We start from the raw sequence: 21,119 nt of genomic DNA on the forward strand, positions 1-21,119 counted from the left end.
AAGTATTTATCCTTAAATTATGAAGGGGACTTTAATAGTAATAATATGTTTGTTGGTAAATAATGTTTTTAGTCAAACCATTACCTTTAATAAACGGCTACAATTGGGCTGTAATAATACCATATTAACAAGTTTAGAAGTTACGGACTCTTGTTATTATGTGACGGGGATAGCTAAGGATAGTATGGTATGTGAGTTAGGAGTTTTAATTTGTAAATTCGATACATTGGGTGAAATTATTTATGCTAAAATTATCTATGACTCATTAGGTAGGTATGGGACATGGCAACCATCTTTAGAAACGAGCTTGGATGGAAATTTAGTGGTTTCTGCCCATTATTTAGATACTAGTGGATTGAGAGGAGGAGTGTTAAAGTATAATGTAAATGGAGATTTAATTTGGCAAGGATTACATGCTAATCCTCATGTGGCAGGTGATTATATACGTACAGATGATATGGGGCTAACAAGAGACAGTGGTTTTGTAGTTGTAAGTGGAGTATGGCACCCTCAAGGAATTAGTGATATATCTATGTTAAAAATGGATAAGAATGGAAATAAAGAATGGGATATAGCGCCAGTCCAACCCAACTATGTAGAACATAGCCCCTGTGTCTATGTAGATAGTGACAATAGTTATATAATCGGCTATCAGCAAGATAATTTAAGTGGTGTAAATATCAACTATACGGTACGGAGCAAGCTAGAAAAAATAGACAGCCTAGGGAATAGTGTATGGGTATATCAAAGCCCCAATACACAACAGATTCATGGAGTTAATGATTTAATAAAAAGTAAAGATGGAGGTTGGGTTATTGCTTCTGCATGGGGGTATGAAAGGTTAGGAGCTACAGGGACATGGAGCACTTTTTTACACGATAGTTATGTGTATAAATTGGATAGTGCAAGAAATTTTTTGTGGGGTAAACGGTTTCGCTCACCAATAGATGATGCTGCAAGTTTTGATAAAATAATAGAATTAGAAGATTCTAGTTTAGTAGCCTTTGGAACAATCTCTAGAGTATATCCCCAACCCAACCCTACTCATTATATCATTCATGGTAGAGTTGTAAAATTATCTCCAGATGGAGATAGTATTTGGAATCGAGAATATGAGTACCTCAATACAGCCAATTCCGAACACACCATTTACGATGCAGAGCGAACGCCAGATGGTGGTTTTTTGATTTGTGGAGAAGCGAATATTATAGGGACAGGCGTTCATCAACAAGGCTGGTTACTAAAACTAGACGAAGAGGGCTGTTTGGTACCAGGCTGTCATTTGGTATCGGGAGTATTGCCTACTCAAAGACCTGCTGCTCTAAATCTACTGCTCTATCCCAATCCCACAACCGACTATTTAAATGTCCATTATTACAATCCTAGCCCCCAAGAAGATTTAAGCTTTCGAGTGCTGGATGTACAAGGTCGCCTCTTAAAGGAGTATAAGACCTACGACCAATCGGACAAAACGTATATCCTCCCCGTATATGATTTGGAGGCTGGGGTTTATATCTTAGAGCTAAGGCAGGAGGGGGCGTTGATTGGGAGTGAGGAGTTTTTGAAGGGGTAAAGGATTTAATGAATAGCCTATTTCCACCTAGCGTAGAAATAGGCTTTTATCTTATTTCTTATGAAATTAATTTATATATTATTGGGTTGTTGTTTTTGCTATAATAGTATTGGGCAGATTACAACTTTTAATAAACGAGTTCAATTGGGCTGTGGAAATACCATATTAACAGGTCTAGAAGTAACGGATTCATGTATATATATATCAGGGGTGGCTAGAGATAGCTTATATTGCCAAGTAGGGGCTCTTTTTTCTAAATTTGATACCTTAGGGAATCCCTTATGTAGTTATGTGTATTATGATTCTTTAGGGCTGTATGGAACGTGGGAACCCTCTTTACAGAGTTATGTAGATGATAACTTCGTTGTATCAGGGTATTATATAGATGATAGTAGTTCAATGAAAGGAGGAGTATTAAAGTACAATACCGATGGAGTATTAATTGAAAAATATTTATACCCCAATCTTTACTTTGGCGAAAAGTATATACGTACAGATGATATGAAAATAACATTGGATAGTGGTTTTATAGTAGTAAGTGGCGTCAGTCATCCACAGGGAGTAAGTGATATATCTGTGTTAAAGTTGGATAAAAATGGAAATAAAGAATGGCATATTTCGTCTATCCAACCCAACTATGTAGAACATACCCCCTGTGTCTATGTAGATAATGAGAATAGTTATATAATCGGCTATCAGCAAGATAATTTAAGTGGTGTAAATATCAACTATACGGTACGAAGCAAGCTAGAAAAAATAGACAGCCTAGGGAATAGTGTATGGGTATATCAAAGCCCCAATACACAACAGATTCATGGAGTTAATGATTTAATAAAAAGTAAAGATGGAGGTTGGGTTATTGCTTCTGCATGGGGGTATGAAAGGTTAGGAGCTACAGGGACATGGAGTACTTTTTTACACGATAGTTATGTGTATAAATTGGATAGTGCAAGAAATTTTTTGTGGGGTAAACGGTTTCGCTCACCAATAGATGATGCTGCAAGTTTTGATAAAATAATAGAATTAGAAGATTCTAGTTTAGTAGCCTTTGGAACAATCTCTAGAGTATATCCCCAACCCAACCCTACTCATTATATCATTCATGGTAGAGTTGTAAAGTTATCTCCAGATGGAGATAGTATTTGGAATCGAGAATATGAGTACCTCAATACAGCCAATTCCGAACACACCATTTACGATGCAGAGCGAACGCCAGATGGTGGTTTTTTGATTTGTGGAGAAGCGAATATTATAGGGACAGGCGTTCATCAACAAGGCTGGTTACTAAAACTAGACGAAGAGGGCTGTCTGGTACCAGGCTGTCATTTGGTATCGGGAGTATTGCCTACTCAAAAACCTGCTGCTCTAAATCTACTGCTCTATCCCAATCCCACAACCGACTATTTAAATGTCCATTATTACAATCCTAGCCTCCAAGAAGATTTAAGCTTTCGAGTGCTGGATGTACAAGGTCGCCTCTTAAAGGAGTATAAGACCTACGACCAATCGGACAAAACGTATATCCTCCCCATATATGATTTGGAGGCTGGGGTTTATATCTTGGAGCTAAGGCAGGAGGGGGCTTTGATTGGGAGTGAGGAGTTTTTGAAGGGGTAAAGGATTTAATGAATAGCCTATTTCCACCTAGCGTAGAAATAGGCTTTTATCTTATTTCTTATGAAATTAATTTATATATTATTGGGTTGTTTTTTTTGCTATAATAGTATTGGGCAGATTACAACTTTTAATAAACGGATGCAGTTAGGGGATGGGAATACGATTTTAACAAGTTTAGAAGCGACAGATTCTTGTTATTATGTGATTGGTTTTGTTCGAGATACGATTAATAGTGGAAAGACAACCTTATTTTTAAAAACAGATACCTTGGGTCAGATCATTTTTAGTAAAATCTTATTAGACAGTTTTTATACTAATGAGACATGGGCACCTTCTTTACAAACGAATTATGATGGTGCTTTGATTTTGTCTGCTTATCGATATGACAATCAGTTAAAAATGATGGGAGGAGTGTTGAAATATAGTACTCAGGGAAATTTAGTGTGGTCTAGTTTTTATGCTAATCCTCATTCGTGGAATTATTCAATAAGACCTGATGATGTGAGGGCTACTTTGGATAGTAATTATATAATTGTTAGTTCAATTCATAGCTCACAGGGAGCAAGTGATATTGGTATTTTAAAAATAGATAGTGACGGTAATGAGGAACTGAATATAACAAGAGGTACGATAGACTATGTAGAACATACACCCTGTGTATATGTAGATAGTGACAATAGTTATATAATCGGTTATCAGCAAGATAATTTAAGTGGTGTAAATATAAACTATACGGTACGGAGCAAGCTAGAAAAAATAGACAGCCTAGGGAATAGTGTATGGGTATATCAAAGTCCCAATACACAACAAATTCATGGAGTTAATGATTTAATAAAAAGTAAAGATGGAGGTTGGGTTATTGCTTCTGCATGGGGAGGGGAAGTATTAAATACAAATGGGATTTCCAGTCGATTTATCCATGATGGCTATGTGTATAAATTGGATAGTGCTCGTAATTTTTTATGGGGAAAAAGATTGCGTTCTCCAATACATGATCGGGCAGCATTTGATAAAATAATAGAATTAGAAGATTCTAGTTTAGTAGCCTTTGGAACAATCTCTAGAGTATATCCCCAACCCAACCCTACTCATTATATCATTCATGGTAGAGTTGTAAAATTATCTCCAGATGGAGATAGTATTTGGAGTCGAGAATATGAGTACCTCAATACAGCCAATTCCGAACACACCATTTACGATGCAGAGCGAACGCCAGATGGTGGTTTTTTGATTTGTGGAGAAGCGAATATTATAGGGACAGGCGTTCATCAACAAGGCTGGTTACTAAAACTAGACGAAGAGGGCTGTTTGGTACCAGGTTGTCATTTGGTATCGGGAGTATTGCCTACTCAAAGACCTGCTGCTCTAAATCTACTGCTCTATCCCAATCCCACAACCGACTATTTAAATGTCCATTATTACAATCCTAGCCCCCAAGAAGATTTAAGCTTTCGAGTGCTGGATGTACAAGGTCGCCTCTTAAAGGAGTATAAGACCTACGACCAATCGGACAAAACGTATATCCTACCCGTATATGATTTGGAGGCTGGGGTTTACATCTTGGAGCTAAGGCAGGAGGGGGTGTTGATTGGGAGTGAGGAGTTTTTGAAGCGGTGAGATTGTTGCAAAAATCTATGGCTTCTTATTTACATTACTTCGTGGTAAAATCGCATTAGATTGATTATCAATAAGGTATGCTTTTGTTGGTGAAAAAGTTAAAACTTTGATAATCAATTTAATGTACGAGCGATAGTGAGCTGCGTCAGCTTGCAGCTAAAAGCTGCAAAAGGAAAGGCACTGCTTTTTTATGTTTTTTGAAGAAAAACTAAAAAACTATCTCATGAGCGTAGCGAGTAATCCACGAAGTATTATATTTAATTATATCTAAAAAAAATACCAAACAGTACAAAAAGTATCAAATGAAAAGAACAACACTTATTGGATTATCCATATTGATGATCTATCACTGTAGCCTGACAAAATCCTTTGCTCAAACAAAGATTTGGGGAGCAGGGGCTACCATTGGAAATGCAGAAGGGCGATTTCAAACCAATTTTACAACAACAGGAACCACAGGGAACTACGATCCAACCACTTGGACAGCTTTGTCCATTTATGAAGATGGAGGGGCAACGCTACCAGGGAATGCCTATTGGACAAGGAGCAATTTGGGCTATTCACAAGGAGTAAATGCCCTAGATAGTATTCCAATGCCTTCTCCTTCACAGTCAGACGGGCTTGCTATATTTGATTCAGATTATTTGAATAACAGCGGTATGGGAAGCTCATTATCACCACATAAAGGGCTACTTATTTCTCCTAGAATAGATCTAAGTGGTTATATGGACAGCAGCTTATTGCTTCGCTTTTTTTCCCAATACAGAATAGAAGAACTTACTAAATGGACGGTTTCAATGTCTGTGGATGATGGCACAACTTGGTCGCCAGAATTAGCGCTTACTCTATTACAAGATTCCAATACTGCTGGGTGGGTACGAGCTTATTTTCCTACTCTTACCACGGGAATTGCTACTTTAGACAGTTGCCGAATTCGTTTTCTCTTTGAGGGAGCCAATTATTATGCAATGATAGATGATCTATCCGTAGAATTAGCACCCGATTATGATCTTGCCATTGCTCGTCCCAATCCAAATAGTACCGTATTAGCAGAGCAAGGAGATTATATAAAAATCTGCAATAGTCGCTATTTATCAACTAATAATCTGCGGCATAGTTATAACGATCCCATTGCAAGAAATCAGTGGTCTTGGGGCTTAAGAGCCATTAATTATGGCTCAAAAAGCCTTTATCCCAATGATTCAGCTAGAATAATACTAGAAATAGACCATCTGACAGATTTTGGGTTTTATACGTCTTCTATTTATTCCGATACCATTTATTTGGATAACGATACCCTACAAGCAGGAGGTGAAAACAGTGTTGTGGGGCAAAAAACATTGGGCAATTTTAATTTTGGATGGTATGGATCGGGGGAGTATATTGTGAAATATTGGGTAGAGCATTTGCACACCGATGCCTTTGATGATAACGACACCATTTATCATCGGCTGAATTCTAATCGTGCCTTTGCTGCTACAGTGGCTTGTCGCAAGCAATATTATGAGTCAAAGGCTAGGCTAAATCCCAACGATGACAAAGTATTGGCGACTACTGCTGTTTTTCCGAAAGACAGCACCTTGGTTTCTTTTGAATATGGTGCCTTGTTTTACAATCCTATTAGCGCTTTGGGCTGGTCAGGTGATGAAATTAGAATTGATTCGGTCGATTTTCGGTATTATCTTCCTTCAAATTATAGTGGTGATAGTTCTTTGATTTTAGCGGTCAATCTTTATGAATTTGTAGACGATGGGAATGGCTGGTTTGATAAAACATCAGAACTAACCCAAATTGGGATAGGAATTGTTCATCTGACTGGATTGGGGACAACACAGGCGTTGGGAACTTATGGAATGGCTACTTCTGATGTATTGGTGGATGTTGTAACAGGTGGTTCAATTTTAGATTTGAACAAGGGTTTTTACATGGTTTCTATTATGCAGTATCCCTCCTTATTTGGGAATGGGGTTTTATTTAACGATAGTACAGGAGTTTGGTTTGGAGCTGACAATTATAATTATGCTCTAAATACCCTTTCGACAAGCCCAACAGCAATTATTCCACAGTCTTCATTTTTATTAACAAGGGATTCTTTAGGGAATAGTACAATCAATCCACAGGGATTTGGTCTGGGCTTAACTCCTTCAATTGGTATTTATAGTAGTTCGTCTTGCTATATTGGAACAAAGGAATTGGAATCAACAACGATCGATTTTTCTATTTATCCAACGCCTACGGATGAGCTGTTAAATATAGAGGTGGCATTAAAAGAACCCAGTACATTACAATATATTCTTACGGATGTAAAAGGAAGGGTTCTTTCTATAACAACTGCCAAAAGTATAACGGCGGAACAGCGAACAATCAATGTTCAAAAATTAACAGCAGGAACCTATTATCTGACCCTAAAAACAGAAAAAGAAGCAGTAACCAAACCTTTTGTAAAGCGATGATTCGCCTATAAAAAGGCGACTAAAAAAAATATTTTAAAACAATTTGTGTCATTTGTAGCACATTTTTGTATTTTTGTAAAGCAGTTGATATTTTTTGATGGGGTAAGACTAGAATTATTCTTTCAAAAAAATTAGTGGATGAATTGTCGTGTTGTGGGGGAACTGCTTTACAAAAATTATTTTGTACAAACTCAACTTCAGAAATGATTCGGACATTAACGATCCAAAATTATGCGATCATAGAGGAATTGGTGATTAATTTTTCCAATAATTTGACGATTATAACTGGTGAAACAGGAGCAGGTAAATCCATTATGCTAGGCGGCTTAGGGCTGATTATGGGCAAACGTGCAGACACCAAAGTACTCTATCAGCAAGATAGCAAATGTATTGTAGAAGGCGTTTTTGACGTATCTCCTTACGGTTTGCAAGATTTTTTTGAAGCCAATGATTTGGATTATGAAGAAGAGACCTGCATTCGCCGAGAAATTACCCCTTCTGGAAAGTCAAGAGCTTTTGTTAATGATACGCCTGTTCGTTTGGGCGTTTTAAAAGAGTTGAGCAATAAGCTCATTGATTTGCATCAACAATTTGACACCTTGGATATTCACGACCCACTGTTTCAGGTTCGAGTAATCGATGCCATTGCAGACAATAAAAAGTTGTTGGGCAAATACCAAACGGAATTTAGAGCTTATGAAGAAAGTAAGCGTGCTTTGGCTCGTTTGATTAAACAAAGCCAGGATGCCAATAAGGAAACCGATTTTTTGACGTATCAACTGAATGAACTCACAGAGGCAGAATTGAAGTTGGGCGAAATGGAAGCCCTCGAAATGGAACAAAAACGCCTTAACAATGCAGAAGATATTCAGCGTATTTTGGGCGGTGCGGCCATGCACATTACCGAAAATGAAAATTCCGTGTGTAGCCAATTAACCGATCTTTCCAATTCGGCGGCCAATTTGGTCGAATTTCACCCTAAATTGCCACAAATCTTGGAGCAGTTTGATTCTCTTGTGTTAGAATTGGAAGAAATTGGCAATCAGTTTCATGTCATTGCAGAAGATACAGAACACGATGGAGACCGTTTGCTAGAGGTTAATGAGCGTTTATCGATTTTGTTTAATTTAGCCAATAAATACCATGTTCAGAACGACGAAGAGTTGATTCAATTGAGAAGTGAATTGGAGGAAAAATTGGGAGGCTTTGAAGATATTTCAGAACAAATGGAAGCCTTAAATACTCAAATCAAACAGCAGGAGCAAAAACTATTGGACCTAGGAAAACGCTTGTCTCAGCGTCGCCAAAAAGTAACCACCAAATTCCAAAAATCGGTACAAAAATTATTGGCACAGCTCTCTATGCAGTATGCTCGTTTGGAGGTAGAAATTGTTTCAACCCAAGAATTTACGCCTACAGGAACCGATCGTTTGAGGTTTTTATTTGCAGCCAATAAAGGGAGCCGCCTAGAAGAAATTAAAGGGGTAGCTTCTGGTGGGGAGTTATCTCGTCTGGCACTTTGTATCAAATCATTGGTGGCGAGTGCCATTCCATTGCCAACCTTAATTTTTGATGAAATTGATGCTGGAGTATCGGGAGAGGTGGCCTTGCAAATGGGGATTATTTTGAAACAATTGTCTTCTGAGCATCAAGTGATTTCGATCACTCATTCTCCTCAGATTGCAGCAAAAGCCAATACCCATTATTTTGTTCGTAAAAAAGTAACTGGAAACAAAACCACTACGTTTGTTAGCGAATTGAACCAGCAGGAACGCATCTTAGAAATTGCTAAAATGTTGAGTGGTAATCCTCCTTCTGATGTGGCCAAGGAGAACGCTAGAGAGTTATTAGGTTGCTAATCAATTGCCCTTATGAAATGGTTTAAGAAAAGGAAAAAAGCAAATGAAGAAGCTGGCTTTTTATTTCAGCATACTGGAATAGCCATTGAGGAATCGGATGTGCTGCTTTTTCCTGATCGAGAATTGGTGTTTGAGACCGTTTCAACCTTGCATAACAGCGTGTTTTTTCCACTCTGTTCTATTAAAATGGCGTTGCTCAATCCCACTTGGGATTTTTATGCTCATTTTGTCTATGTTTACCGAGAGCCTGAAGAAAAGGTAGATTATATGCGATATTATACCTCTTATTGTGGCGATTATTCATTGGGTTTTGATTGCATAGAGGGAAAATATGATTTGCAGGCAAAAGCGAAAATGTTGGAAATATCAGCACCCTACCAAAAATATCAACAAAAGGCCAATAAAAAATACGAACGCTTTGTGCAGGATTATCAGGAACATGGTTTAATGAACCTACTGCCTGCTAATGAAAATTTGAACTTTTTGATCAAGCGTTTTGGCAGCTCCCCCATTTGGGTGCAAAGAGATGAAACCCCAGTGGATTTAGACGGGGAGGCTTTATTATTTGTTGGACAGGTAAGAGTATTGGATTTTATAGGAGAAGAGCAGTACTTGTACTTATTTTACAATCCTAAATTTCATTATTTTGTACAACGAGAACAGTACACTTAAGCAATAAGAATGCCTTGATACCCCGCAGGTGCTCGACCCAATACTAGTAGCGCTTTAAGTAGAAAGTCGTATGTTTTTTATCGTTAAAATAAAAACATACGACTTTCTACTTACAACTTATATCCGACCCACTACTGCAAGAAGGAATTTTTTTAGCATTTCACAAAACTTGTTATTAAACAACACTATGAAATTCTTCGTTTACTTCTTTTTCGACGACTTCTGTAATTTGTAACATTTCTTCAACAGAAGCAGATTCTGCTCCAAAATCAAATTTATGAGAGCGGTCGCCCATGAAAATATCTTCTGTCCAATCTTGATCGGCTACTTTGGGAGCCAATACATAGGGTGTTCCATCGTAGTTAATTCGTTTTCCAGGATAGATATAAGCTTTCCAGAAATATTTAGGCATATTGTCCACACTCAAATTGGGGTGAATATAAGGCTCTATATATCTATCGTGGTAGGCGGGTAACAAGCTCCAATGTAAACTTGGACGATCATGATGTGCTCCGTGATACCCATTGTTAAAGCAGAACCAGTTCATTATTTTGCCTGTGAACGTACGAGAATGATTGTATTTGTGATTAGGGTCACAACCATCATGTTGCCACAAATTAACGCCCATCAATGCCCAAAGTGCATAGAAATGAGGAATCCAAATGAATAGAATGGCAGCAGGTAAGTTAATAAAAAGTACTCCTATTTTGAGTACATTAACTAGGATTGATTCGAGTAGCCACTGGCGATACCACTCTGGCTTTTCTTTTTTCATTTTTGCCGCCCATTTTAATTCAAACTTTAAGGCTCCGCTGGTAATTAAAAAGAAGAAAAATAATTGATTTAATAAATGCCATTTGAACCGTGCTTTGGAGGTACGCATGACATCTTTTGGGGTTTCTAATTCTTTGTGATGGCTGAAATTATGCCCTGGAACAAAAGCACTTACAGAATACCCATAACAAAAACTCAGTACATATTGCATGATTTTGTTGTGCGACTTCTTGACAAAAATAGGGGCATGCACTGTATTGTGAATAATAACAGCAGTAGAAAAACAAACCACACAGGTTGCAATGCAAAGTGGGATTAGAATGGTCCAAAAAGAAGATTCATAAAAATAATCAAATAGAAAGAACCCTCCATAAGCCAAGAGATAGTAACTAACTACAAAGGCTAATGTTCGGGAATCGGCTTTATAGCGTAAAAGGGATGTACTCATATTTAATGTTTTTAAATTATGTCTTGATAATCATATTGCTATGATTAAATAAATAGAATTCTGGAGTATGAAAAGTAGGAATTAGAGCGTAAAAAAAACAAATCCTTTTTTTATAAAAAATATACCAAAAGACCTACACAAACTCAGTGCCCAAAAAAGAGGATAATGGAATTAGAGCCTAGATAAATGAGGAAAAGTGTTACAACTCTACAGAGTTATAACACGTTATATTTTCATAAACAGATCATTATTTTAACAGGATTAAACAACTTTGCTTGTTTCTTTTATCTCTGTTGTTTGTAGAATATCATCAATAGAACTAGCCTCCGCCCCAAAGTCGTATTTATGGGCAGGATCTATAACACTCAATTCTGCTACCCAATCAACATCAGGAACTGCAGGTTCTAGAACGTAAGGGCTACCATCATAATTTACTCGTTTTCCTGGGTAAATATAAGCCTTTACCAAATAAGTAATCATATTTTTTTGGTTAAGGTTGGGATGGATATATGGAGCAATATTTTTTTCGTGGTAAGCAGGCAATAAACTCCAGTGCATTGATGGACGATCATGATGAGCACCATGATACCCATTATTAAACAAAAAGAAGTTCAAAAGTCCACCCGTAAAAGTACGAGAGTGATTGTATTTGTCTTCTATATCACAACCATCATGTTGCCAGACATTAGTACCCACAATTCCCCATGCAGCATAAATGTGTGGTCCCCAAATAAAGAGCAAAGCCGCAGGAAAGTTAACAAATAACAACCCAATGCGAACAACATTAACTAAAATCATTTCAGCGAGCCATTGGTTGTACCAATCTCGTTTATCTTTTTTCATTTTAGCAACAAACTTCTTCTCTGCTTTTAACAAATCGGGAGTTACGATAAAGAAAAATAAAAGTTGATTGAGAAAATGCCACTTAAAACGTGCCTTGGAGGTACGCATATTGTCCTTGTCTGATTGCACTTCTTTGTGATGGCTGAAGTTGTGACCAGGTACATAGGCACTAACAGAATATCCATAAGCTAAACTTAGGACAAATTGGAACCATTTATTATGTGATTTTTTGTGGAAGATAGGAGCATGTATGGTGTTGTGGACGATAACGGCACAGGCAAAGGAAGAAAATGCGGTAACAATTACCCAAGGTGCCATGACTGTCCAAGTACGTAGTTCAGGGTTGAGCATATAGGTAATAAATCCTCCATAGGCTATAATATAATAAGCTGCTACAAATACCAATGTTCTATAATCGGCTTTGTAACGTAAAAGAGAAGTACTGCTCATAATAAGATTGATTTTGTTTGGTAACAAATTAAACGATAAAAACTAAAACACACACACACATTGTTTATTTTTGTTCAACAACAAAAATAAAATTAAAAAGGTAAAAAATCTACTTTTTAAGAAACAAAAGCTATTATAACTTACTTTTGACAAGAGGTAGAATAGTTTTTCTGAAAAACTTATGATTGGTTCTTCTATAAGGATGTATTTCAACTAAATTGTCCCTATTAAAAACCTAATTTAAAGCTTAAAAAAAATGAAAAAGTACATAGAGATTAGCTCAGAGGTACAACGGGCTATTCAAAATAATCAACCTGTTGTGGCGTTAGAATCTACTATTATCTCTCATGGAATGCCCTTTCCCAAAAATATGGAAACAGCCCTAGCCGTGGAGCAAATTGTACGTTCTAATGGTGCTATTCCTGCTACAATTGCTATTCTTAATGGTAAATTTAAGGTAGGATTAACTCAAGAAGAAGTGAAATACTTGGGGAAAGCTGGACAAAAAATAATAAAAGCTAGCCGAAGGGATATTCCTTATTTGTTGTCCAAAAAAATAGATGGCGCTACTACTGTTGCTTCTACTATGATTGCGGCAGAAATGGCAGGGATTAAGGTTTTTGCTACAGGAGGAATAGGGGGCGTACATCGTGGTGCTGAGACTTCGTTTGATGTATCGGCAGATTTACAAGAACTAGCTAAAACTAATGTTGCGGTTGTTTGCGCAGGGATAAAAGCAATACTGGATTTAGGGTTAACCTTAGAGTATCTAGAAACACATGGGGTTCCTGTTATTGGTTATCAAACGGCTGAGTTACCTGCTTTTTATACTCAGAAAAGTGGTTTTAACGTAGATTATCGCTTAGAGAATGCAACTGAAATTGCTCATTTTCTTCAAACTAAGTGGGGGATGAACTTGCAAGGAGGCGTTGTAATTGCCAATCCAATTCCTGCGGATAAACAACTGGATTACGATTATATGATGGAGAATATCGCCATTGCAATAGCTGAAGCTAATCGCTTAGGGATAAAAGGAAAAGAAAGTACTCCTTTTTTGTTGGCAAAAGTCAAGGAATTGACCACTGGAAAGAGTTTGGCATCTAATATTGAATTGGTTTATAACAATGCTCAATTAGCAGCCCAAATTGCAGTGGCTTTACACTCAATTTCGTATAAGTAACAAAAAATGCTCTTAACCACTGGCTAAGAGCATCGAATTACTACTTCGTGGGGAACGCGTGTAATTTATTTATTTTTCATCTGAACTGATATACTTGCTAATCATTTGCTCTGTTTTAGCATGTTCAATTTTTTTGACATAATCTTCCCCTTCTTGTTTGTCTCGAACTACTTTGGCTAAAACAAAACAAGAAGATAAACTAAATAGATAGGTCATGCCTATAAATGCTTTTTGGTAGATGTCCATTTGGAGGTAAATCAGTCCGATAATCATTCCTATAAAAGAAACTCCAAAAGAAATCCATGCTAAGGTGGCAAAAGCCTGGGTATTTGAATTTTGATATTTGGTTGACATAAGTTGTATTTTTTGAATAACTAATACCTTGTAATGGGAATAAATTAGTTACGATGAACAAAATGTATCAATTCTTATTACTTGTTTAACTGTTTGGTTAATACAGGAGTAAACAAGTACTGATAGAAACCAATATACAAACTATCAAATGAAATATATAGTTCCATTTGCTAAAAAATTAGCATTTTTTAACAAATGGAACGCAAACGGTTAGAAAAGTTTTTGTTGATTTTCTTACCTAGCTAGCACTGTCTTCTTCTTGGAGCACCAATAAGGGCAAATCAGATTTTAAGGCGATTTGTTGGCTTATGCTAGAATGGAATAAGTTTTCAAACCAATTGCGTTGACGAGAAACCAAACACAAAATACTGTTGCCTTTTTCATGCGCAAAATCTAAAATGCTATTTAGCAAATCATCAGACTGTATTTTAGTATAAGAATGATTGATGGCTAATTTGTTGAGGTATTCTTTGATGGTTGGATCTATATCCGTGTGAAGCTGTTGACTTGATACATGGACTAGATCAATATCTAGTTTGGATTGTTGCGCAATATCAATCATTGGGTTGAGCGTATCCATAACGGTCATGGTTAACGCATCTATTGCTACTACAACATTATTTAAATCGGAATAATGCGTATCTTTAGGTACTGCTAAAACAGGAAACTTAGTATTTTTAATCAAATTACTAGCGGTACTCCCCATCAGCTTTTTGCCCAAATTAGAAGCCCCTAAGGTTCCCATAATAATCAAATCTGCGGAGACTTTGTTGGCTTCAGCTTCTATTACCTCTACAGGATAGCCTTTTCTACAGCGTCCTGTTACTTCAACTTCTGTTGTAAGATTGGCTTTGATGCTCTCTATAAACTCTTGCATCTCTTTTTCTCTATCTTCTTTAATGACACGAGATACATTGGCAAGGTGTCCAGCATGAGAAGTAACATGATAAGTATGGATAATGTGTAAGGCTGCATCAAATTTGCGTGCTAGCGCCAAAGCAAGATCTAGTGCTTTTTCAGCATTTTTAGAAAAATCAGTTGGAAGAAGGATATTTTTCATGCAAGGATATTTTTATGAATAGTGAAGAGTTGTAAATGAAGTTGCGGTATTCACAAACAGAAAACCAAACAAATATAAAAGAATTGTAGACGAATAAGAATGATTTTTCACATAAAAAACAGTATTTTTAATCATCATTATGGCAAGGGATCAATCTAATATTTACAGTCAAAATACATTATATTATAACAACCTAGGGCTAGACACTATCCCTAAGGCTGTTTTTGAATGCCCTAAACTAGAAAAATTAGACCTTAGTTATAATAAGATAAAAATAATACCTGAGGAAATCAAAAAACTAGAGCGGCTAAGGTATTTGGATTTTTCTAACAATCAGCTACAAACAATTCCCAATGGTTTGGCAAAGCTCCAAGCATTAGAAGTCTTGATTTTGTCCAACAATCAATTAACAGCTTTTTTGCCTGTTCTTACACAGTTGCCCAAACTGAAAGTCTTAAAACTAAAGGGAAACCAAATTCAAGCTTTACCAGACCAAATTAATGCATTAAAGGCTTTAGTTGTGCTCGATTTGGGCTTTAATCCACTCAAAAAATTGCCCTTAACGATGGGAGAATTAAAAGGATTAAAATGGTTGGTTTGTACCTCTAATCACTTTGACATTTTTCCAGAGGTCTTGTTAGAACTGGAGCAGTTGGAGCAAATTGAAAAACTGGATTTGGCTTTTCGATTAAAATTGCCAAATTCCAAACTAGAATTGTTATTTAAGGTGCTTCGACATCTTAAAAAACAGAAAGCTAGTTTGGAGGTAAAAAAGGCAGCCTTTGGAATTTTGTTTACCCCAAATTACAAGGGAGCAGTAGCAAATGTTTTGCCTTTGTTGTTGGTTAATTATGTAGCTTTTTCTCAAGCGGTAAGGGCTTATCTTATCAATACTTGTGCTGGTCAACTCAATGAAAGGAGTAAAATTGCTATTTTAGGAAAAACGGCATGGATGGATTTAGATGCTTTAGAGCCAGCATCAATTAGTACGGTTGTCACGGCTGCTACTACCCATATCGTATTGGGCAAATCCATTACGAAGCAGATGTTAACATCCTTGCACGACCAATTGTTTTTTGTCTCGGAGAGAACAGCCCTGGCTTTTTTATCTCCCAAACAACCAACAAATTGGTTGGAGGAGCATCGAGACAAAATTTTAAATTTATTGAGGAGTGGTCAAAATGAAAACATAGCCTTGGCAATACAACTCGCCAAAGACAATGCCTTATTGGACGATATGTTGACTGAATTGCTGATGGCTTATACGCAAATTACGGCAGGCAATACAAGCTTGCGCAATGATTTGAAGGCGTTGTTTTATCGTAGAATTCCCAATTTTGAGCAAATTACACTCCCCAGTGCTTCTTTTAAATTTTATACCCCCAATAAAAGTGAGCATGCTATTTTTCAGGGGATTAAAAATATTACCAGTCAAACCGATGCGTGGGAGGGACTAAAAATTGCCCATTATTTATTTGATAAACATGGTGTTGCTTATACTTACTTGTTGGCTTATTTAGGAGAGGAAGAAACGCAAATTTGGTTAGAACAATTTATAAATCAAAATACGATTGTTCTAGGTAGGCTATCCAAACTAAAGGAATTGCCCCAATCTTTGCCTGCCTTTTCTCATTTGTCAAAATTGGATTTAAGAGGTTGCGGATTCCGAACGTTTCCTGCTATCGATATTCTAGAGCAATTGCCTCATTTAGAGGAAATCGATTTGAGGGATAACCCCATTTCTTTTGTGCCAAGAAATTTGTTTGCAGCAGTGTCAAAATACAGGATATTATTGTCTAAATGAGATTGATCGATTGATACAGTATGAAAAAAGAGGACGCTTATTTTTTTAATTGATTTCTTTTGCCCTTGGGATTCATTATATTCACAACTTACTTAAGACCCATTCTCAACCAAACTATACAACGATGAGCATTTTACAAACGCATAATTTAACCAAAGTTTACAATAAAACACTTAAGGCAGTAGATAACCTTAATTTGACGATTGAAAAAGGTAATATTTATGGCATTTTAGGCCCCAATGGAAGTGGAAAAACAACTACATTGGGAATGGTGCTGGGAATTATTCATCCCACCAATGGTCACTACACTTGGTTTGATCAAGCCCCCTCTGCTAAGGCACGTCAACGAATAGGGGCTATCTTGGAAACGCCCAATTTTTACCCTTATATGAATGCTCAAAAGAACCTAGAAATTGTGGCTCACATCAAAAAAACGGATGCCAAACAAATTCCTGAATTGATTGATTTAGTGGGCTTAACGGGACGGGTAGATTCTCCTTTTCGAGCCTACTCTTTGGGAATGAAACAGCGATTAGCCATCGCTGGAGCGTTGATTGGAGATCCAGAAGTATTGATTTTTGATGAACCAACCAATGGTTTGGATCCACAGGGGATTGTTGAGGTGCGTAATCTATTGATTGAGATTGGTGCCCGTGGAAAAACGATTCTATTGGCAAGCCACATTATAGATGAGGTGGAAAAGGTTTGCAATCATGTTGCGATTTTAAAGTATGGTGACCTAATTGCGGCTGGGAGTGTGGCAGATATATTGAGTAATGAGCCAATTATCGAGGTTGGTGCAGAAGATTTAGAAACCCTTAAAAGGGCATTGTCTGACATAAATTTTGTTACCGATTTAAGGGTGGATGGTTCCATTTTGGAATTAAAAATGGCGGCAGAAAACTCTCCTACAGATTTAAATAAAATACTGTTTCAAAAAGGAGTAGTGCTAAATCATCTGAAGGTGCGCCAAAAAAGTCTAGAAGCAGAATTCTTGGAACGAACATCGTAATGGTTTAACAGTGCTTTTAAATTATTGCGAACGATTGTTTAAGAGCGAAAACGCATAGCTTTTACATTCAATTGCAATTTAGAACGCCCCCTAAAGGTATTCTCTTCTAAAACATAGCACAACTCAAAGAGTTTTTGAGCTTGTAAGTTGGAAAAATGTTGCCCCAAACCAAAGGCAATACCCTCCATTGTTGAGCCTTCTTTTTGTTGAATGACCAATTTTAGATGTTGATTTTTTAGTAGTTTGGAATAACCTGTGTCTTTGAGATGTTTGGAGATAAAAACAGGACGCATATTCTGAGGACCAAAAGGGGCAAACTGTTGCAGTAATTGCCAAAATTTTTCATTGATATGTTCAAACTCAATTGCGGCATCAATATATTGAGTGGGCTGTTCTAAGTTAGGAGATATGGATTGGTCAACAATGGTTTGAAAGCGTTGTATAAAGTCCTCTAAATGGATGGGCTTTAAGGTCAAACCTGCGGCATATTTATGCCCTCCATAATTCACTAATAAATCCTCGCACTGAGCAATCGCCTGATAAATGTCAAAACCATGAACAGAGCGGGCAGAACCAACGATTCTTCCATTGGATAAAGTAAAAATAATGCTGGGTTTGTGGTAAGATTCTACCATTTTGGAGGCGACAATCCCAATGACTCCTTTGTGCCAATTTTCATTAAATAGAACAACTGCCTTTTTTTCTCCAAAGGCAATGTCCTGCTGAATCATTTTTTTGGCTTCTATTATAATATCATGCTCAATATCTCTACGTTCTTGATTGGCATTGATGAGCTGTTGCGCTACCTTTTTTGCGGCTACTGTTTCTGTGGCAATTAATAATTCTACGGCTTTATTTGCGTGCAATATTCTACCTGCTGCATTGAGATGGGGACCAATACCGAATACAAGATCTCTAATGTTGTATTGTTCTTTTTGGGGGAATGAGTTCAGCAAAATTGCTATGCCGAGTCTTGGCTGTTGATGGAGTTGCTGCAAACCATAATAAGCCAAAACTCTATTCTCTCCTGTAAGCGGAACAAAATCACAGGCCAAACTGATCGCCACCAAATCTAAAAAAGGCTGTACATTTTGCTCAAAAGAAATTTGATACAATTGAGCAAAACCTTCAATCAATTTAAACCCAATTGCACAGCCACTTAATTCTTTGTAAGGGTAATCACAGTCGGCTTGTTTGGGGTTGAGGATGGCATAAGCATTAGGCAACTGTTCATCTGGAAGATGATGGTCACAAACGATGCAATCTATTTGGTTCTGATTGGCAAATTGGATGGCTTCATGCGCCTTTATGCCACAATCTAAGGCAACGATTAAAGAGCAGTTTTCTTGAATGGCGTATTCTATTCCTTTGGTGGAGATTCCATAACCTTCTTTATAACGATCGGGAAGGTAGTAGTGTAATAGCGTATGGTACTTGGATAAAAAGCGATACAATAAAGCAACAGCCGTTGTGCCATCTACATCATAATCGCCATAAATAAGTATATTTTCTTTTTTGATAATGGCTTGCCCAATTCGCTGAACGGCTTTTTCCATATCTTTCATCAAAAAAGGATCGTGTAGATGGGATAATTGTGGTCTAAAAAAACGTTTGGCATCCTGAAAATTATTGATGCCTCTTTGAACTAAGAGTTGACAAAAAATAGGATGAATTTTTAGTGCTTGATGCAGTTCTGTAGCTTCGGTTACATCGTATTCTGTCAATTCCCAGCGTTTTTGCATAGTTATAAAGTGGTTGAGGTGTTACATTATTTTGTAGTGCATTAGTTACTTAACTACAATTTAATCCAAATAAAGTACTTGAAGTCCTAAGAATGGATTATTTTGTAAACCCTGTGTCAAACAGGAATGCCGTTGGTAGCTTACGTAGTTCGTATAGCTTTGTTGCTAAATAAATCTAAAAATTCAATAAATAAAGACGATCTTAAGTGGGTACTTCTTTAGAAGTATGAATTGATGTTGGAGATTCAAGCACTTTTGATTTTTAGTGCGCTATAATTAACATTACTCCGTTGATCAATCGAATAGATGAGCAAAGCGAACCGAGCCCTGCGAGCTCATGAGTGATAATGAGCTAACCTAGCACCACAGGTAAAGGTAAAGCCCGTTAGCGTACTAACTGCGCTAGTTTGTAGCTAAAGTTATAAAGGAAAAAGCAAAAAACTATCTCACGAGTGTAACGAGCTAATTAACGGAGTATTAATTTAAAAGACAGTGTGCTTACGTTTGTAAAAATATAAAAAATGCATTCATTACTATTTATAATTCTATTGTTATTAAGTCATACCATAGTGGGACAAGATACGAGTTCGGTCAGCCTTGAGCAACGTGAAAAAATGTTGAAACAGGCGGAAGCGAACCTAACAATAGGCCTAGATGATCATGACGATAGCCCTCGAAACAATAAAGGAGTTCGGGTTTTATTTTATAATGCAGAAAATTTGTTTTTTCCTGAAGATGATAGCACCAAAAGGGATGATGATTTCACCAAAAATGGGCTAAAAAGGTGGACCTACTATCGGTACCAACAAAAATTGAATAACCTGTATAAGGTAATGATGGCTGTTGGGGGCTGGGAACCGCCTGCTATTGTGGGATTTTGCGAATTAGAACACCAAAAAGTATTGGAGGACTTGATTAATAAAACCCCGCTCAAAAAATTTGGTTATAAAGTAGTCCATGAAGAATCGCCAGATCGAAGAGGAATTGACGTTGGTTTTATTTATAGACCCAGCAAGTTTAAATATATAGAACATGAGGCCATTCGAGTCCATTTTCCTTTTGATAAAACATTAAGAACAAGAGATGTTTTGCATGTTCGGGGGCAAGTACTTGGGCGAGATACCCTAAGTGTTTTTGTTAATCACTGGCCTTCAAGATGGGGAGGTCAAGCTAAAAGTGAACCCAAACGAGTTTATGTTGCATCTTTGGTGCGTCAACGTATTGACGAACTATATAAGACCAACCCTAATTTAAAAGTAGTTGTTATGGGGGATATGAATGACCACTCTGACAACAAAAGTTTGGTAGAAACGTTAAAGGCAAAAGGAGAGTTGGAAGCAGTTCAAAAAGGCGATTTATATAATTACATGCATGCCTTAGGTAAAAAATGGCAGTTAGGATCTCATAAATACCAAGGGCATTGGGGAACGCTTGACCATATGATTGTTTCTGAACCCTTGCTTCGAGAAACAAGAAAAAATTACCTCAAGGCATCGGCTAGTGGCGCACATATATTTGCTGCTCGATTTTTGTTGGAAGAAGATGTAAAATATCTTGGGTTGCAACCTTATAGAACCTATGCTGGCCCTAAATTTATAGGTGGATTTAGCGATCACTTACCAATTTATATTGACCTAATGTATGTACAGAAAGAAGACTAA

At 37.1% G+C, this 21,119-nt stretch carries 15 protein-coding genes; 10 read left to right on the forward strand and 5 right to left on the reverse strand.

Annotated elements, in window-relative coordinates:
* Positions 1 to 19: 19 nt before the first annotated feature.
* The 6 genes from AsAng_RS26450 (at position 20) to AsAng_RS26475 (ending at position 9,791) form a co-directional block, all read left to right on the forward strand.
* Positions 20 to 1,573 carry a T9SS type A sorting domain-containing protein gene (locus tag AsAng_RS26450; RefSeq protein ID WP_264790149.1) on the forward strand — a complete coding sequence of 518 codons (1,554 nt, stop codon included), beginning with the start codon at positions 20 to 22 and terminating at the stop codon, positions 1,571 to 1,573.
* A gap of 60 nt (positions 1,574 to 1,633) precedes the next feature.
* Positions 1,634 to 3,190 carry a T9SS type A sorting domain-containing protein gene (locus AsAng_RS26455; RefSeq protein ID WP_264790150.1) on the forward strand — a complete coding sequence of 519 codons (1,557 nt, stop codon included), beginning with the start codon at positions 1,634 to 1,636 and terminating at the stop codon, positions 3,188 to 3,190.
* A 60-nt stretch (positions 3,191 to 3,250) separates the two neighbouring features.
* On the forward strand, positions 3,251 to 4,807 hold the full coding sequence (locus AsAng_RS26460) for a T9SS type A sorting domain-containing protein (RefSeq protein WP_264790151.1): 1,557 nt from the start codon (positions 3,251 to 3,253) through the stop codon (positions 4,805 to 4,807).
* Between the two features lie 302 nt (positions 4,808 to 5,109).
* Positions 5,110 to 7,260, forward strand: a complete 2,151-nt coding sequence (locus AsAng_RS26465; RefSeq protein WP_264790152.1) for a T9SS type A sorting domain-containing protein — start codon at positions 5,110 to 5,112, stop codon at positions 7,258 to 7,260.
* A 203-nt stretch (positions 7,261 to 7,463) separates the two neighbouring features.
* The gene (recN, locus tag AsAng_RS26470) at positions 7,464 to 9,119 is read left to right on the forward strand and encodes a DNA repair protein RecN (protein ID WP_264790153.1); all 1,656 of its coding nucleotides are present in this window, start codon (positions 7,464 to 7,466) and stop codon (positions 9,117 to 9,119) included.
* Positions 9,120 to 9,131: 12 nt separating this feature from the next.
* Entirely contained in the window at positions 9,132 to 9,791 is a 660-nt protein-coding gene (locus AsAng_RS26475; protein WP_264790154.1) for a hypothetical protein, read from the forward strand.
* A 175-nt stretch (positions 9,792 to 9,966) separates the two neighbouring features.
* Here AsAng_RS26475 and AsAng_RS26480 read toward each other — a convergent pair whose 3' ends face one another.
* Positions 9,967 to 11,013, reverse strand: coding sequence for a fatty acid desaturase family protein (locus AsAng_RS26480; protein ID WP_264790155.1), 1,047 nt, complete (start codon positions 11,011 to 11,013; stop codon positions 9,967 to 9,969).
* A gap of 261 nt (positions 11,014 to 11,274) precedes the next feature.
* Positions 11,275 to 12,306 carry a fatty acid desaturase family protein gene (locus AsAng_RS26485; protein ID WP_264790156.1) on the reverse strand — a complete coding sequence of 344 codons (1,032 nt, stop codon included), beginning with the start codon at positions 12,304 to 12,306 and terminating at the stop codon, positions 11,275 to 11,277.
* A 256-nt stretch (positions 12,307 to 12,562) separates the two neighbouring features.
* Between AsAng_RS26485 and AsAng_RS26490 the strand changes: the two genes are divergently transcribed.
* Positions 12,563 to 13,486 (forward strand): pseudouridine-5'-phosphate glycosidase, encoded by a 924-nt coding sequence (locus tag AsAng_RS26490; protein WP_264790157.1) that lies wholly within the window; start codon positions 12,563 to 12,565, stop codon positions 13,484 to 13,486.
* Positions 13,487 to 13,555: 69 nt separating this feature from the next.
* Here AsAng_RS26490 and AsAng_RS26495 read toward each other — a convergent pair whose 3' ends face one another.
* Together AsAng_RS26495 and AsAng_RS26500 are read right to left on the reverse strand one after the other, a co-directional pair.
* Complete coding sequence (locus AsAng_RS26495; protein WP_264790158.1) at positions 13,556 to 13,840, reverse strand: YiaA/YiaB family inner membrane protein; 285 nt, start codon at positions 13,838 to 13,840, stop codon at positions 13,556 to 13,558.
* Positions 13,841 to 14,078: 238 nt separating this feature from the next.
* Entirely contained in the window at positions 14,079 to 14,900 is an 822-nt protein-coding gene (locus tag AsAng_RS26500) for a universal stress protein (protein WP_264790159.1), read from the reverse strand.
* A 139-nt stretch (positions 14,901 to 15,039) separates the two neighbouring features.
* Here AsAng_RS26500 and AsAng_RS26505 point away from each other — a divergent pair, with 139 nt between their 5' ends.
* Positions 15,040 to 16,704, forward strand: a complete 1,665-nt coding sequence (locus AsAng_RS26505; protein WP_264790160.1) for a leucine-rich repeat domain-containing protein — start codon at positions 15,040 to 15,042, stop codon at positions 16,702 to 16,704.
* 124 nt (positions 16,705 to 16,828) lie between these two features.
* Positions 16,829 to 17,716 carry an ABC transporter ATP-binding protein gene (locus tag AsAng_RS26510; RefSeq protein WP_264790161.1) on the forward strand — a complete coding sequence of 296 codons (888 nt, stop codon included), beginning with the start codon at positions 16,829 to 16,831 and terminating at the stop codon, positions 17,714 to 17,716.
* Between the two features lie 38 nt (positions 17,717 to 17,754).
* Here the strand turns inward: AsAng_RS26510 and recJ are convergent, their stop codons facing one another.
* The gene (gene recJ / locus AsAng_RS26515) at positions 17,755 to 19,458 is read right to left on the reverse strand and encodes a single-stranded-DNA-specific exonuclease RecJ (RefSeq protein ID WP_264790162.1); all 1,704 of its coding nucleotides are present in this window, start codon (positions 19,456 to 19,458) and stop codon (positions 17,755 to 17,757) included.
* Positions 19,459 to 19,979: 521 nt separating this feature from the next.
* Here recJ and AsAng_RS26520 point away from each other — a divergent pair.
* Positions 19,980 to 21,119 carry an endonuclease/exonuclease/phosphatase family protein gene (locus AsAng_RS26520; protein WP_264790163.1) on the forward strand — a complete coding sequence of 380 codons (1,140 nt, stop codon included), beginning with the start codon at positions 19,980 to 19,982 and terminating at the stop codon, positions 21,117 to 21,119.

Origin of the sequence: Aureispira anguillae (genome assembly GCF_026000115.1) — a bacterium.
GTDB lineage: Bacteria > Bacteroidota > Bacteroidia > Chitinophagales > Saprospiraceae > Aureispira > Aureispira anguillae.